The organism is Serratia sp. YC16, from assembly GCF_009707615.1.
GTDB lineage: Bacteria > Pseudomonadota > Gammaproteobacteria > Enterobacterales > Enterobacteriaceae > Serratia > Serratia surfactantfaciens.
The window spans coordinates 588,716-603,140 of the sequence record NZ_WLYN01000002.1; the positions used below are offsets into that span (position 1 = coordinate 588,716).

Annotated in this window: 14 protein-coding genes; 4 read left to right on the top strand and 10 right to left on the bottom strand. The window is 60.2% G+C overall.

The window, feature by feature from the left end; translation table 11 throughout:
- Positions 1 to 55: 55 nt before the first annotated feature.
- A complete protein-coding gene (locus GKN89_RS10155) occupies positions 56 to 1,369 on the bottom strand; it encodes an MFS transporter (protein WP_370520191.1) in 1,314 nt (437 codons plus the stop codon).
- A 369-nt stretch (positions 1,370 to 1,738) separates the two neighbouring features.
- On the opposite strand from GKN89_RS10155, the gene GKN89_RS10160 reads away from it, so the two are divergent.
- Positions 1,739 to 2,041 carry a putative quinol monooxygenase gene (locus tag GKN89_RS10160; protein ID WP_154746902.1) on the top strand — a complete coding sequence of 101 codons (303 nt, stop codon included), beginning with the start codon at positions 1,739 to 1,741 and terminating at the stop codon, positions 2,039 to 2,041.
- A gap of 117 nt (positions 2,042 to 2,158) precedes the next feature.
- Here GKN89_RS10160 and GKN89_RS10165 read toward each other — a convergent pair whose 3' ends face one another.
- The 7 genes from GKN89_RS10165 to GKN89_RS10195 form a co-directional block, all read right to left on the bottom strand.
- Positions 2,159 to 2,713, bottom strand: coding sequence for a hypothetical protein (locus tag GKN89_RS10165; protein ID WP_154746903.1), 555 nt, complete (start codon positions 2,711 to 2,713; stop codon positions 2,159 to 2,161).
- Positions 2,697 to 3,263: a GNAT family N-acetyltransferase gene (locus tag GKN89_RS10170; protein ID WP_154746904.1), complete on the bottom strand. Its 567-nt coding sequence runs from the start codon at positions 3,261 to 3,263 to the stop codon at positions 2,697 to 2,699. Before GKN89_RS10170 ends, GKN89_RS10165 begins: the two co-directional genes overlap by 17 nt.
- Before the next feature lie 124 nt (positions 3,264 to 3,387).
- A complete protein-coding gene (locus GKN89_RS10175; RefSeq protein WP_063919166.1) occupies positions 3,388 to 4,107 on the bottom strand; it encodes an enoyl-CoA hydratase/isomerase family protein in 720 nt (239 codons plus the stop codon).
- Positions 4,100 to 5,272, bottom strand: coding sequence for an MFS transporter (locus GKN89_RS10180; protein WP_154746905.1), 1,173 nt, complete (start codon positions 5,270 to 5,272; stop codon positions 4,100 to 4,102). The genes GKN89_RS10175 and GKN89_RS10180 overlap by 8 nt, the downstream gene beginning before the upstream one ends.
- Entirely contained in the window at positions 5,269 to 6,480 is a 1,212-nt protein-coding gene (hemA, locus tag GKN89_RS10185; protein ID WP_019456446.1) for a 5-aminolevulinate synthase, read from the bottom strand. The genes GKN89_RS10180 and hemA overlap by 4 nt, the downstream gene beginning before the upstream one ends.
- Before the next feature lie 15 nt (positions 6,481 to 6,495).
- Entirely contained in the window at positions 6,496 to 7,707 is a 1,212-nt protein-coding gene (locus tag GKN89_RS10190; protein WP_154746906.1) for an acetyl-CoA C-acyltransferase, read from the bottom strand.
- Between the two features lie 9 nt (positions 7,708 to 7,716).
- Positions 7,717 to 9,246 carry a 3-hydroxyacyl-CoA dehydrogenase NAD-binding domain-containing protein gene (locus tag GKN89_RS10195; protein WP_154746907.1) on the bottom strand — a complete coding sequence of 510 codons (1,530 nt, stop codon included), beginning with the start codon at positions 9,244 to 9,246 and terminating at the stop codon, positions 7,717 to 7,719.
- 347 nt (positions 9,247 to 9,593) lie between these two features.
- On the opposite strand from GKN89_RS10195, the gene GKN89_RS10200 reads away from it, so the two are divergent.
- From GKN89_RS10200 to GKN89_RS10210, 3 genes are all read left to right on the top strand, one after another.
- Positions 9,594 to 10,310, top strand: a complete 717-nt coding sequence (locus GKN89_RS10200) for a LuxR family transcriptional regulator (RefSeq protein ID WP_025160334.1) — start codon at positions 9,594 to 9,596, stop codon at positions 10,308 to 10,310.
- A 179-nt stretch (positions 10,311 to 10,489) separates the two neighbouring features.
- Positions 10,490 to 10,918 carry a universal stress protein gene (locus GKN89_RS10205; protein ID WP_019456450.1) on the top strand — a complete coding sequence of 143 codons (429 nt, stop codon included), beginning with the start codon at positions 10,490 to 10,492 and terminating at the stop codon, positions 10,916 to 10,918.
- A 171-nt stretch (positions 10,919 to 11,089) separates the two neighbouring features.
- Positions 11,090 to 11,773, top strand: coding sequence for a hypothetical protein (locus tag GKN89_RS10210; RefSeq protein ID WP_043129445.1), 684 nt, complete (start codon positions 11,090 to 11,092; stop codon positions 11,771 to 11,773).
- 46 nt (positions 11,774 to 11,819) lie between these two features.
- Here GKN89_RS10210 and GKN89_RS10215 read toward each other — a convergent pair whose 3' ends face one another.
- Both GKN89_RS10215 and GKN89_RS10220 read right to left on the bottom strand, forming a co-directional pair.
- The gene (locus tag GKN89_RS10215; RefSeq protein WP_154746908.1) at positions 11,820 to 12,833 is read right to left on the bottom strand and encodes an Ldh family oxidoreductase; all 1,014 of its coding nucleotides are present in this window, start codon (positions 12,831 to 12,833) and stop codon (positions 11,820 to 11,822) included.
- A gap of 19 nt (positions 12,834 to 12,852) precedes the next feature.
- The gene (locus tag GKN89_RS10220) at positions 12,853 to 14,418 is read right to left on the bottom strand and encodes an APC family permease (RefSeq protein WP_154746909.1); all 1,566 of its coding nucleotides are present in this window, start codon (positions 14,416 to 14,418) and stop codon (positions 12,853 to 12,855) included.
- Positions 14,419 to 14,425: the final 7 nt, after the last annotated feature.

Consider the following 14,425-nt stretch of genomic DNA (forward strand, 5'->3'; position numbering starts at 1 on the left):
AGGCTGAGTGTCAGTGTCACATCCACAGGTTCAATAATGGCTAAATAACGCGCCGCTATCCGGCAATCTCTGCATCTGGTTTGCTCACGTCGGCACGCCGATGTTTGAGCGCCCATAATAGTGCGGCGCACAGCAGTGAAAAGGCGGCCAGCACCAGCGGCCCGGCATGCGGGCTGTTGAAGCGCTGTTCCGCCTCGGTGCGGATAAGCGGAGCTAAAAAGCTGAATGCGGCGCCGAGCGTGGTGCAAAAACCGATGCCGGCCGCCAGCGCCGGGCCGGTCAGCACCTGGGCGGGAAACGTCCAGAAAATCGGTTGTACCGCCAGGAAACTTATCGCGCAACAGCTCAGGGCGACGATAGCGAGCAAAGGGCCTGCATAGGACGAGACCACCAAACCCAGCGCTGCCGCTACCATGCAGCCGACGGCGATCGGTAATCGTCTGGCGGTTTTTCTGTCGGCATAGCGCGGCAGGAAATAGACGCCCAGCGCGGAGAATGCCCAGGGAATGGCGGCCACCAGCGAGGCCTTGAAGCCAAGATGGGTGCCCATCAGCGAGGCGACCTGCGACGGCAGGAAAAACATCAGGCCGTATACGCCGATCTGCAGGGTGCCGTAGATCAATGCCAGATGCCAAACTTTGCCGCTGCTCATCGCCGCTTTGACGCTGCTGGTTTCGGTCTGCTGCTGTTCATCGGCCAATTGTGCCACCAGCGCCGTGCGTTCTTCCTCGCTCAGAAAGCGCGCCTGCCGTGGATTATCGTCGAGATAGAAAAAGGCGAAAACGCCGAGGACGACGGCCGGCAACCCTTCCAACACAAACATCCAGAACCAGCCGGGTTTACCCAACACGCCGTGCATCTCCAGCAATGCCCCCGACAGCGGTGAACCAAGCGTCAGCGCCGCCGGCACGCCGAGCACGAAAATGCCAATGACCGAGGCGCGAACCTTATTGGGAAAATAGATCGACGCCAGCAGCAGGATGCCGGGGTAAAAGCCGGCTTCGGCGATCCCCAGCAGAAACCGCAGGACGATAAATTGCTGTTCGTTGGTCACCAGCCCGGTGCAGGCCGATAACGCGCCCCACAGCGCGGTGGTGGCGCTAAGCCAGCGTTTGGCGCCCCAGCGATTCATCAACAGGTTGGCAGGGATGCCGAACAGCGCATAGGCGGCAAAGAATATTCCTGCGCCCAGAGCAAAGGCGGATTGCGACAGTGCGATATCGATGGCCATTGCGTCCTTGGCAAAACCGACATTAACCCTGTCGATAAAGGCGATGAAATACATGGCGAACATCAATGGCACCAGTCTGCGCCAGGTTTTGCGGATGGCGGCATTGAGCGCAGGGGCGGCATAGGTGGCGTGATTCACTGGCGTTAACCTCTCTTCTGAGAATGACAAACGTCGGTCACAAGACCGTCTGGCGCCGTCGCCGATGACATCGGATTTTTTTCGTGCCTTTAAAGGTCTAAAGGACTAATGGTCAGGCCTTTAAAGGCGAAAAAACGCCGCGCAGTGCGTCGGCATATCGCAGCAGACATCACCCTGGTGAATGGTGTGTTGCTTTTTTGTTAATTAAAAGTTCACACAGGGCTGTGGCGTGTTCAAGCGCTTTGATCGAGATCTGTGTGCGCTATCACCGAATTGAGAACTCGGTTAGAGGCCTGGAGAGCGTCGCTTTCCTCTCGAGAAGGAGAAAGATAAGGTGAAGCACGACAAAACGGAACGCAGGAGTGCGACATGCTTAAGGTCATTGCTGAAGATTTTATTCATCCGGAACACATTGAAACCGTCATGCCCTGGTATCGTGAGCTGGTGGAAAAAACCCGACAGGAGCCGCTGTGCATCAGTTATGACCTGTGCATCGATCAGCAGGATCCCGGGCATTTTATTTTTATCGAAAGCTGGCCGGACCGCGCCGCTCTGGATGTGCATTGCCAAACCGAGCATTTCACCCGGCTGGTGCCGCAGATCAATCAGCATCAGCGCAAGCCTTGCACCTTCCTGTTTATGCAGGCATTTCCGGGCCTAAACGACGGCTAGATGAAAAAAGCCCCGCAGGGGGGCGGGGCTAATGGCTTCTCAATGCATGTTATAGTGGTTAATAAATAACCTTTCCGATCGCGTTATGCTTTGAGAATGCTCCTAAACACATTCGCACTATGGATGGTTGTGCGGCATGACCTCGCTGGCGGTTTTGATGGCGCGCAACATGCGGCGGCGTATCAACCCGCTGACCAGGCGAATGGTATACCAGTAGGGAGTAAACCGCCGCCGGCTGGCGTCGTCGGGGCAGAAGATGCGCGTTTCCGTCTCCAGACGGCAACGGCCGTCCGGCAGCGGGCTCACGGCATAGCCCAGCGCCAGTTTGGCGACGCCGGGCTGCGCGAAGGCCAGAAATTCCGGCCCGTCAGCGATCTGTTTCAGGCCGTATTCGGCCTGCCAAAAGCGGCCGATCAGGCCATAGACCAACGCGCCTTCATCTTGCTCGAGCAGGCAAAAGTTATGCAGGCCAAACGGCGGCGGGCTGGGTTTATTGCGTGGCATCAGACGCGCGGGCAATTCGCGCAGCGCTATCATGCTGCGGAAAAAGCGATCGTGCTTGGGATCGTAAGCGGCCACGGCCGCCAGGACCCGGGCCTGCGGCGCGGCGATGGCGATCGCGTGCCGCTCCGAGAACTGGTATTGCCCAAGGTATTTATTCAGCAGCTTCATGTTTTGCAGCTTCCCGCCATTCGCTTTGCAGCAGAGCGAAGCCGAATTCGTCGCCCCATGCGCCTTTGAAAAACACGTTTTGCCGCCAACAGGCTTCACGACGAAAACCTAGCTTGCTGAACAGCGCGGCGGCGCGAAGATTTCGCGCGTCCACCACGGCGGTAATGCGGTGCTTCGCCAGCGGCCCGAACAGCAGGGCGATGGCTGCGCTCAGCGCCTCGCGCGCCTGACCTTGCCGCTGATGAGCGGGATCGAAGGTCACGCCCAGCTCAGCCTGGCGTCCCTCATCGAAAAAATGCACTGCGACATCGCCCAGCAAGGCGCCGTCCTCGCGGCGTTCGACCGCCAGTTGAAACCAGCTGTCGTCGCGGTTGAAGGGGAGCTGCTGCTGCTGTTCGAAGAAGGCCTGGGCGTCCGCCGCGTTGTAGTCGCTCCAGCTCTGGTAGCGCGCCACGTCGGGATGATTGCGGTAAGCGGTAAAATGGGGCAGATCGTCGGCCGTGAACGGGCGCAGGATCAGCCTGGGGGTCAACAGAGGCAAATGGCGCATTGTTTTTCCTTATCAGCGCATTAGGGCAACGGGCAGTGTAGCTTAGCGTCGAGAGATGGGCTGCGTAAAATGAGCTGTGGAGGAGAGGCGGGACATGCCGGCTCAGGCGAGCCGGCAAGGAGGATTAACGCCGGGCGGCCGCCTGGCGCAGGCGCTCGACCGGCGCTTGTTGAAAGTCGAACGATGGCGCTTCGCGCTGCGTCAGCCCCTGGCGGACGATGGCCTTGACGGCCAGGCTGGCGTCACGGTCTTTCCCGGCGATCTGCTCGGCGATGCGTAACGCTTCTTCCCGGGCCGAACTTGCGCTGATGCGGGAAATGGCGCCGTGTGACAACGCTTCCTGTGCGCTGACGGTTCTGCCGGTCAGCAGCCAATCCAGCGCCACGTAGGGCGAAACTCGCGTCGGCAAGCGGGCGCATCCTCCCTGGGCGGCGACTAACCCAAGCCCGGTCTCGGGAAAGCTGAAGCGCGCATCGCACCCGGCGACGATCAGATCGCACGCCAGCGCCAGCTCAAAGCCGCCGCCGTAGGCGATACCGTCAACGGCGGCGATGATCACCTTGCCGATCTGCGCATGGATCAACCCGCCAAATCCCTCCGGCGTGACGATGGGCAGTTCGCCCTGACGAAAGGCGTTAACATCCATGCCGGCGGAAAATACCGTCGGTTGACCGGCCAGGACGATAGCGCGCACCGAGTCGTCGCTGTCCGCCTGGCGCAGGTAGGTGCGGATCAGTTCGGCCATCTGCAGGTTGATGGCGTTCTTTTTTTCCGGCCGATTGAGGGTGATGACCGCAACCTGCGCGCCGTGGCGCTCATAAAGCACCGGCGGTGATTCACTCATCGATGGCCTCTCCCTGGAAAAAGAACAGCGTCAGCAGCAGGGCGATGGCGCCGAGCGGCAGCGAAAACAGCGGCAGATAATAGGCCGGCAGCGCGTAGAGTGTCAGGCCGCCCAGCATGCCACCCGCCGCGATGCCGGCGTACAGCACCGAGCTGTTGAGCGACACGGTCAAGGCGCCAAAGCGTTTCGACAGCGATAACAAGTGGTGCTGGATCGGCACCAGATACATCCAGCCGGTAATGCCCCAGACCAGAAAGATGACCAGCACCCACCAGGGCGAGGTGACATAAAAGGCCAGCAGAAACAGGGACAGCGTCTGGATCGCCACGGAAAACAGCAGCACGAATTTGCTGCCGAGGGCGTCGGTCAGCGCGCCGGAGGCAAAATTGCCGATCACCGCGCCAATGCCGAATACCAGCAGCGCGAGGGGCAGGATCGCCTCCGGGCCGAACTGGGTGTTTTTCAATAATACGCTGACGTAGCTGTAGACGATGTGCTCCGAGCAAACGGCAAAGAAGGTGATCAGCAGCGTGGTCAGCACCGCCTTTTGCCGCAGCGGGGCGAGCCGCTCTTTCAGCGAATGCTTGCCCGGCGGCGCAATGGCGCGCAGCGCCAGCGAAAGACCGAGCAGCGCAATCACTCCCAGCAGGGCGATGAACAGGAAGATTTCGCGCCAGCCGATCAGTTTGGCGAGAAAGGTGCCGAACGGGATGCCGAGCGCGATGGCCAGCGTCATGCCGCCATAAACGATGGAAATGGCCAGGCCGCGGCGTTTTTCCGTCACCAACCCCACCGCGGCGGCGGCGGCCTGCGGCGTATAGCAGGCCGCGCCCAATGCCGCCAACACTCTGCCGAACGAGATCTGCAGGTAGCTGGTGGCCCAGGCGCAGGCCAGATTGCCGGCGATGAACAGCACCAGCGCCAACTGCAGAATATGCTTGCGGTTGACGTTGCCCAGCAGCCAGGCGGTCAGCGGCGCGAACAGCATATAAGCCAGCGCGAATACCGATATCAACTGCCCCGCTTGCGCGGGGCTGACGGCAAAGGTTTCGGAAATGTCGCTGAGCACGCCGGCGACGATAAAGGCGTCGGTGCCGATGGCGAAGGTGCCGGTCGCCATCAAACAAAGCGTGACCAGATGGCCGTTATAATCCGCTAACTTCATCCCGCCCTCCGCAGATCGTTCGCCGCCCAAACCTGTCCCAGCGCCGCCAGAAACGTTTCCACGTCGGCATGGGAGTGCGCCGAGGTCGGCGTCACCCGCAGCCGCTCGCTGCCGGCGGGCACCGTCGGGGCATTGACCGGCTGCACGTAGATATCATGCTCGTCGAGCAGCACCTGACTGATGTGCTTGTTGCGGTGCGGATCGCCGACCAACAGCGGCAGGATGTGGCTGTCGGCCGATACCAGCGGGATGCCGGCGGCGCGCAGGCCGGTTTTCAGGTGATCGACGATCGCCAGCAGGTGCTTGCGCTGGGTGTCATGCTCGAGGTTGTATTTGAAACTGGCCAACGCCGCAGCGACCACCGGCGCCGGTGACGAGGTGCTGAACACGAATGCCGGCGCCCAGCTGCGCACCGCCTCCACCACCGAGCGGGGCGCGGCGATATAACCGCCCGCTGCGCCGTAAGACTTGCCGAATCCGCCCTGAATAATGGTGATTTTATCCAACAGGCCCAGCTGTTCGGCGTAGCCCAATCCCCTTTCGCCGTACACGCCGGCGGAGTGGATCTCGTCGAGATAGGTCAGCGCCTGGTACTGTTCCGCCAACGCCACAATCTGCGCCAGGGGAGCAAAGTCACCGTCCATGGAATACAGCGACTCGAAGGCGATCAGCTTTGGCCGCGCCGGGTCGGCGGCCTGCAGCAGCTCGGCGAGGTGCGCCACGTCGTTGTGGCGGAAGATCTTTTTCTCCGCTTTGCTGTAGCGGATGCCATAAATCATCGAGGCGTGATTCAGTTCGTCGGAGAACACGATCAGATCGGGAATGGCGTCGCACAGGGTGGACAAGGTGGCGTCGTTGGCGCCGAAGCCGGTGGTGAACAGCAGCGCCGACTCTTTGCCGTAGGCGCTGGCCAGCAGCGTTTCCAGCTCGCTGTGATAAACCGAGGTGCCGGAAATGCTGCGGGCGCCGCAGGTGCCCAGCCCGACGCGGTTAACCGCGTCGGTGGTGGCCAGCAGTACCTTGGGATGGTGGCTCATCGCCAGATAGTCGTTTGAGCACCAGACGTTGAGACGACGCTCGCCTTGTTGCCCGTGACGGGTGGCCCAGGGTTTGTCCTGCACGCCGCGCTCAAGATTGAGGAACTCGCGAAAGCGCCCCTGTCTTTTGGTTTCTGCCAGCTTTTCTTCAAGAATGTTCAGTACGCTCATAGCATATTCCTTGTGTTAAACGGCTTTAAGGCTTAATGACAGACCCTGACCGACGCCGACGCACATCGTCACCAATGCATTGCCGGCCTGCCGATCGCGTAATTCCAACGCCGCCGACAGCACCAGACGCGAGCCGGACATCCCCAGCGGATGGCCGAGTGCGATGGCGCCGCCGTTCGGGTTGACGCGCGCGTCGTTGGCATCGATACGCCAGTGTTTCAGCGCCGCCAGCACCTGTGAGGCGAACGCTTCGTTAATCTCGATGATGTCGAAGTCGTGCAACGTGAATCCGCCGCGCTGCAGCAAACGCTCGGTGGAGGCGATCGGCCCCAGCCCCATCAGCGCCGGTGCAACGCCGGCGGCCGCGCTGTCGCCGATCTCCGCCAGCGGTTGCCACCCCTGGCGTTTCACGTAGCGGCCGGAGGCCAGCAGCAGTGCGGCGGCGCCGTCGTTGATACCGGAAGCGTTGCCGGCGGTGACCGAGCCGCCGGCGGAGAACGCCGGTTTCAATGCCTGCAGCTGTTGCAGCGTGCTGAGGCGGGGGAATTCATCCTGCGCGAACAGGCGGGTGGTTTTACGATCGGCCGGCACTTCCAGCGGCGTGATCTCCCGCGCCAACCGGCCGCTGTCGATCGCCCTGCGGGCCTTTTGCTGCGAGGCCAGCGCGAACAGATCCTGTTCCTCGCGCGAGATATGCTGTTGTTGGGCCACGTTTTCCGCCGTGATGCCCAGCGGATCGCTGCCGTAGCGTTCCGCCAGACGCGGGTTAACGAAGCGCCATCCCAGCGTGGTGTCGTACAGCTTTACCCCCTTATCGAACGGCGTTTCGCTTTTGCTCAGCACATAGGGCGCGCGGCTCATGCTTTCCACGCCGCCGGCCAGGATCAGTTCGCTGAGGCCGCTGCGAATTTTCGCCGCGGCGTAAATCACCGCATCCAATCCGGAGGCGCAAAGGCGGTTGAGGGTAATGGCCGGCACCGACTGATCCACCCCGGAAAGCAGCGTCGCCATGCGGGCGACGTTGCGATTGTCTTCACCGGCCTGGTTGGCGCAGCCCAGCACCACTTCGTCCAGACTCGCCTCTGCCGCCGGATGGCGCTGCAGCAGGCTGCGAATGATGGTCGCCGCCATATCGTCGGGGCGGGTCTGCGCCAGGCTGCCGCCATAGGCGCCGATCGCCGTGCGCGTGCCGTCGATCAGATACACACCGTCATCTTTAATGCTCATCGTTGATCCTTAAGGCGTGGTGGTCAGCGCCGGTTGGGCGGCGTGCAGAAGGGTGTAATGCGGCGCATAGCGGGCCGCGTGCAGCAGCTGCGCCAGGTTGCTCAGCGTCGTCCTGACGTTTTTCTCCCCCAGGCGAGTGAGCCAGCCGAAAATGCCGTCGGCGTAGTTCACGCCGGCGACGGCGGCGACATCGATGTCTTCCCGGCTGCAGACGCCGCTTTCCACCATGATCACCGACTCGTTGATCAGGCTGCTGAGGACGCGGGCGACGATTAGCGCCGGGGAGTCCTTGATAAATTCAACCTGCGGAAGCGCGGTGTGCAGCAGGCGCAAAAACAACGCCTTATTAGCCGCAGAGGCGTGGCGGCTGTGCGCCGCCACCAGATACGCCGTGTCGGCGTAGTTCAGGGCGACATCGACCACAAAGGCGTCCGCCGCCGTCTGCTCGGCCAACTGATTTGCCGTGCGGCCATCGGTGATGCTGACGGTGAAAGCGTCATTGACCTGAATGGCCGCTCCCAGGCCCGACAAGGCCGGCCGCTGTTCCACGCGCAACTGCGGCCATTGCAGTGCGGCTCGCTGTTGCAGCAGGGTAAACAAAGGGTGTTCGCCGTAAATGCGCAGCGTCTCGACATCCGCCTCGGCGGCGGCCTCAACCGGCGGGGCGGTTTCTTCGGCGGAAAAATAGGAGCGACCGTTCTTTTTCCCCAGCAGCCCGGCATCGACCAGCGAACGCTGCAGATGGCCGGGGGTATAGCGCGGGTCGTACTGCATGTCCTGCCAAATTTGCCGGCTGACCTGATAGTTGATGTCCTGGCCGATAAAATCGGTCAGCTCGAGCGGCCCCATGCGAAAGTGTCCGCCGGCCTTGAGGGCGCGGTCGATCTGCGGCGCGCGCGCCACGTGCTCTTCCAACAGGCGAAAGCCTTCCAGGTAATAGGGGCGGGCCATACGGTTGACGATGAACCCCGGCGTAGCCTGGCAGACGACATCGCGTTTCCCCAATGCCGCCACCAGTTGGCGGCAACGTTCAGTGGTGGCTTGGGTGGTAAAGTAGGCCGGAATGATTTCAATCAGCTTCATTAGCGGTGCGGGGTTGAAAAAGTGCAAACCGATAAAGCGTTCGCTGTGGGTCACCGCCGTTGCCAGCTTATTGAGCGACAATGAGGACGTATTGGTGGCGATCAGCGTGTCGGGTTTGACCGCCGCAGCGATGGCGGCCAGCACCTCGAGTTTGGCTTGCTCTTGCTCGGCGATAGTTTCGAGCACCAAATCGCTGTCGACGATAGCTTCAAACACCGATGAGAACTGCAGATTGGCCAGCACCGCGTCTTTATCCTGCGGCGCGAGCCTGCCCTGTTCGACCTTTTTGTCCAGGTCTTGCACGATATATTCACGAGCCTGAATGAGGGTATTGCCGTTGCGATTATAAAGCACCGTACGAATGCCTTTTTGCGCGAAAAGATAAGCGATGCCTCTGCCCATCGTTCCCGCGCCGATAATCGCAGCCGATTGAATTGCCGCATTACGTTCTGCCATAGAAAATCCCCGTCACTGTATGCCATGCGAAATTCGCAAATGCTTATTATCTCTTTGGATTTACGGCGGCACCGGGTGCCTGTGAGGAAAGTAATTGGCGGTGTGTTGGCTGTCTAACGGTAGAAATGACAGGTTTACGCGCCGGAGGGTTTATGCTATTCGCGTAGTTTTCCCGTGTAGCGTAATAAAAAGGCGTATTCTGAGGTCAATAAACGGGAGAATAGCTTTTTTCGTTATAGCCTTGGTATTTTTTATTATATGAAACGGCTACTGACGCCAGGCGGCGATATCCTATAGTGAGTCTGACCTATCGATAAATCGGCATCGCTATCTGGAGAACTCGCGTTATGGATACCCGCACTCAACGGCTCATGGCGGAGGTGATTGGCAGCTTAACCGATCGCGAACGTTTTCTGACGCAGCTGGGGCCCTGCGCCGAGGCGTTGGGGTTTGATTACTTCTCCTACATCGTTTTTTCCTGCTACCCGGCCAGCCGGCCCAAAATGCTGATCGAGGGGAATATCCCTGCGAGCTATCTCGAGGAATATCGGCGGCAGCGGGCCTATTTGCAGGATCCGGTCATCGAGCGCGCCCACCATTCCACGCTGCAGTTTCAGTGGGACGAAAGCTTTTATCACCAGTGGCCGGCGATGTGGCGGCGTATGGCGCAGTTTGGCCTGTGTACCGGTTGGTCGCAGTCGGTCAAGGATTGCTATGGTCGCCTCGGGATCCTGACTTTTGCCGGCAAGACGCTGCCGCAGCAAACGCCGCAAGCGCGCGCGGCCAACGAAACGTTTTTCCTTTGGCTGGCGCAAACCGCCCACAAAACGCTGCGTGAAGCGTTGATATCGGTGAACGACGAAGCGATAAAAGATGTGCTGACGCTGCGCGAGAAAGATATCTTGCGCTGGTGCAGCGAAGGGAAAACGGCGGAAGAGATCGCGTTGCTGATGGGGGTGAGCGAACGCACGATCAACTTCCATATCGGCAACTCGATTAAAAAGCTTTCTGTCGCCAATAAGACTGCGGCCACCGCCAAAGCGGTTTATTTACAGCTGATTTAACGGTGAGGAATAAATAATTAATCGCCTATCAGTTAGCGGCGCGGTGTTTATATTTTGTTAAATTAAACATTGTCCTTGTCAGTATTTACCCCCGATCACAAAAGTGCGATAAAGCGGTTCACCGCGCTGGTGGGCGGCAGTATTCTGTAGGCACCCGCTTTACATAGAAAGGATGTGATATGTATAAGACTATTTTGGTGCCGATAGATATTGAAGAAGATCTGTTGACTGAACATGCGTTGAAGCATGTGGAATATTTGGCGAAGATGTCCGGCGCTAAAGTGCATTTCTTCCATGCGTTGCCGGATGCTTCGGCCTTTGTTACCGCCTATTCATTTGGCCTCAAGGAGTTTGAGAATCAGGCGGAAGTGAAGGCGGTGGACAAGCTGAAGAAAATCATGTCGGAGATCGATCTGCCGTTGGATCGCCTCAACTACACCGTGAGCTTCGGTTCGGCGCGCGATCAGGCGCTGGAACTGGCGGAAGAGATCGACGCCGATCTGATCATTATCGGTTCGCGTCGCCCGAGCGTGAAAACCTATCTGCTGGGCTCCAACGCCGCCGCTATCGTGCGCCATGCCAACATCTCGGTGATGGTAGTGAGATAACCCCCCTCAAGTCCGCCGTTTTCAGGCGCGTTCTGCGGTTGCAGAGCGCGCTTTGCGTTTTTTTGCCATCTCAGCCTGAACTGCTACGATTTTAGCTGACGTTTTATCGGTGTAATCCGGTCTGCCGGCCTTACACGTTTTCATCTCAGCCAGACCAGAAGAGGGACAGCCATGCCATTAGAGGCCAACGGGATCATTAAGGGCGATCGAGGTGCCGAACCGGGCAAGTGGCAGCATACGCCCACTACGCCGTCAGTGACATTAACCTGGCACCACACCATTCCCTGGAATTGCCTGCGCGCGGTATGGAATGGTTTAGTGGCGGGAGAACATTGGGAGGCGCTGGCAGAGTTTATGCAGTTGATCAGCGTGCCAAATTACGCGGGCGTGCTTCAGCAGATTAAAGATAAAAATGTGCATGACCGCGATGGACTGCACACGTTGGTGACCTGGCAAGGATGGAATATTGTTGAAGGGCCGGGCAGCGAATATCGCCAGCAAGGGGATGATCCCGGGGAGAAGTATGAGCATTGGTCCGGCAAAGGGATGAGCGGCAACCAACTTTCGACGCTGCAACAGGTTAACGTGCTCAATCTTTGCATGGCGCCGTTCGCCGCCTGCGCGCTGGATCCGGCCACCAATGCGCCGGAGATCAAGCGGGCAGAGGCGGAGCACCTGCGGCGAGTGATTAAGCAGGTCAGGCCCACGTTGAAAGGCAAAGCCCCGATGCTGTGGAAAGAGAGCATGTGGCATAACGTGCAGCAGGGCAAGGTGGATAAAAAGAATGTCGGCAAATGGGCGACAAAACCGATCTGGCGTCGGCGTTTGCATACCGATTTAGTCCAGACCGGTTGATTAAGGTGGGCCCGCGATGACGCTTATCGCGAGCCCAGAGCGGCGCTTATTGGCACAGTGCCGCTATTTCATCGTACAGCGTTGCGGGAATCGCTACCCCCGACTGCTCGCTCTGTCTGCGACGCTGGTAGCGCCGTTCGCCGGGGATGCGTGCGCCTTGCGCCTGCATCTCGGCAAACATTGTTTCCGCCGCGGCGAAATACGTCTCCTTATCCGCACCGAGAAAACGTTCGGGATCCAATGCGATGATCAACTCACCGCCGTAAGGCGACGAACCGGTGTCGCCGTCATAAGCCAGCGATTCCTTGCTGGTCATATCGCCGATCAGCGGGCCGGCCAGCAGTTCCACCATCGCCGCCAGCGCCGAGCCTTTATGTCCGCCGAAGGTCAGCATTGCGCCCTCCAACACGCTGGCGGCGTCGGTGGAGGGGTTGCCCGCTTTATCAATGCCCCAGCCTTCGGGTAACGGGGTGCCGGCGCGGCGATGCAGCTCGATTTCGCCGCGCGCCGCCGCGCTGGTGGCCATGTCGAACAGAAACGGCGGCCGCTGCGAGCGCGGCCAGCCGAAGGCGATGGGGTTGGTGCCGAATAACGGGCGCGAGCCGCCGGCCGGCGTCACCCAGGCGTGGCTGGGCGTGCAGGCCAGGGCTACCAACCCCTGTTCGGTCAGCGGTTCGATGTCGGCCCACAGCGCAGAGAAATGCACGCAGCGATTGATCGCCAGGGCGGCAATGCCGTTGGCGCGTACCTTATCGATAAAGGCCGGCAGTGCGGTGTGGTAAGCCAACAGCGAAAAGGCGCCGCCGGCGTCGACGCGCAAGATGGCCGGCGCCTGGTCGACCAACCTGGGCTGGGCATCGGCGGAGACTTTGCCCGCCTGCAGTGAGCGCACGCAGCCCAACAGCCGATACAGCCCGTGCGAAGCGCAGCCGTCGCGCTCGCCTTGCGTGACATTTTGCGCTACCGCTTCGGCGTGCGCCTGATTGAAGCCGTTGCTGCACAGCGCGCGCAATGCCAGTTGATAAGCCTGTTCCAGCGACAGAACGTGCATGGATGTCATCTTGATCTCCTCCCTGGGGTCACTCTTCTTCATCGCCGATAAAATTGGCCTGGGGTAAACAGGTATAGGCGCCCCAGTAGTAAATCGCCAGCGCGATCGCCGCCATGGTGAGGGTGTCCCACGGGTGGGCAATGGCGCCGATGCCGCCGAAGCTGCTGAGATAGGAAAGCGCGATCACCAGCGCATAGAAGACGATCAGCCACAGCGAGGACCTGATTTGTTGCCTGAGACTAACGGCGTGGGTCGGCACCTGATTCTTGAACAGGATGTAGATGAAGAACATCAGGATCTGCAAACCGAGCAGCCAGGAAACGGTATCCCAGCCGGACCAGAAAACGATCAGCGCCGAAATGATAAATGACAGCGGGCCGAGTACGCAGAAACCGCGCACCCTGAACGGACGCGGCATATCGGGCGCATTGCGCCGCAGCCCGGCGGCGGTGACCGGCGCGATGGCGTAGCTCAGCACCAGCGCGGCGGACACCACGCCGATCAGTTTTTCCCACGACGGGAACGGCAGCGTCCAGAATACCGAGAGGGCGAAGGTCAGCCACAGCGCCGGGCGCGGGATGCCGGACTCGCCATCCACCCGGGTGAATAGCTTGAAGAAGGTGCCGGCGCGTGCCCAACCGTAGATCACGCGAGGCGTGGCGTTCATGTAGATGTTGCCGGTGCCGCTCGGCGAAACGATCGCGTCGCTGACCACCAAAAACGCCAGCCATCCCATGCCCAACGTGATGGCGATATCGCGGAACGGCAGGGAGAACTGTTGGCTGATGCCGGCCCAGCCGCCGCTCAGCATCTCGCTGGGGATACTGCCGAGAAAGGCTATCTGCAGCAGCACATAGATGATGGTGGACAACACGACCGACAGGATCAGCGCGATGGGGATGGTGCGCTGCGGTTTTTGCACCTCGCTGGCGACCGAGATGATCGGCGTCAGACCGAGGTAGGCGAAGATGATGCCGCCGGCGGAAATGGCGGCTTCAACCCCGGCGGAGCCGAAGGGGGCAAAGCCCTGGCTGTGCAGGTTTTCCGGTTTGAAGAAGCCGAACAGCACCACGATCACCAACAGCGGCACCAGAAACTTCAGCACGCTGATCAGGTTATTGGATTTGGCGAAGGTTTTGACGCTGTAGTAGTTGAGCGCGAAGAAAAAGCACAGCAGCGCCAGCTGCACCAGCCAGCCGATCGGCGTCGGGTTGCCGGAACCCGGCTGGCTGAGGAACGGAAACCAGGCGGCGGCGTACTGTCGGGCGGCGACGACTTCGATGGCAATGAGGCTGGAGAAGGCGATCAACGTAATAAACCCCAGCAGATAACCCATCAACTCGCCGTGCGAGAACACCGGATAGCGAATGATGCCGCCGGCGCGCGGCAGGGCGGCGCCGAGCTCGCAGTAGACGATGCCGAGCAGCAACACCGCCAGGCCGCCGATCAACCAGGAATAGATGCCGGCGGGGCCGGCGATGGAGGAGACATGGCTGGCGGCGAACAGCCAGCCGGAGCCGAAGATGGCGCCCAGACCGATGAACGTCAGATCGGTGAGCGTAAGCTGCTTCTTGAATTTGCCTTGGGTTGTCATGGTGTGA

Excerpts from the sequence above, each read along its gene's own strand:
- GKN89_RS10160 (WP_154746902.1), top strand. The coding sequence starts at position 1,739 with ATGCTTAAGGTCATTGCTGAAGATTTTATTCATCCGGAACACATTGAA.
- GKN89_RS10165 (WP_154746903.1), bottom strand. The coding sequence starts at position 2,713 with ATGAAGCTGCTGAATAAATACCTTGGGCAATACCAGTTCTCGGAGCGG.
- GKN89_RS10170 (WP_154746904.1), bottom strand. The coding sequence starts at position 3,263 with ATGCGCCATTTGCCTCTGTTGACCCCCAGGCTGATCCTGCGCCCGTTC.
- GKN89_RS10175 (WP_063919166.1), bottom strand. The coding sequence starts at position 4,107 with ATGAGTGAATCACCGCCGGTGCTTTATGAGCGCCACGGCGCGCAGGTT.
- GKN89_RS10180 (WP_154746905.1), bottom strand. The coding sequence starts at position 5,272 with ATGAAGTTAGCGGATTATAACGGCCATCTGGTCACGCTTTGTTTGATG.
- hemA (WP_019456446.1), bottom strand. The coding sequence starts at position 6,480 with ATGAGCGTACTGAACATTCTTGAAGAAAAGCTGGCAGAAACCAAAAGA.
- GKN89_RS10190 (WP_154746906.1), bottom strand. The coding sequence starts at position 7,707 with ATGAGCATTAAAGATGACGGTGTGTATCTGATCGACGGCACGCGCACG.
- GKN89_RS10195 (WP_154746907.1), bottom strand. The coding sequence starts at position 9,246 with ATGGCAGAACGTAATGCGGCAATTCAATCGGCTGCGATTATCGGCGCG.
- GKN89_RS10200 (WP_025160334.1), top strand. The coding sequence starts at position 9,594 with ATGGATACCCGCACTCAACGGCTCATGGCGGAGGTGATTGGCAGCTTA.
- GKN89_RS10205 (WP_019456450.1), top strand. The coding sequence starts at position 10,490 with ATGTATAAGACTATTTTGGTGCCGATAGATATTGAAGAAGATCTGTTG.
- GKN89_RS10210 (WP_043129445.1), top strand. The coding sequence starts at position 11,090 with ATGCCATTAGAGGCCAACGGGATCATTAAGGGCGATCGAGGTGCCGAA.
- GKN89_RS10215 (WP_154746908.1), bottom strand. The coding sequence starts at position 12,833 with ATGACATCCATGCACGTTCTGTCGCTGGAACAGGCTTATCAACTGGCA.
- GKN89_RS10220 (WP_154746909.1), bottom strand. The coding sequence starts at position 14,418 with ATGACAACCCAAGGCAAATTCAAGAAGCAGCTTACGCTCACCGATCTG.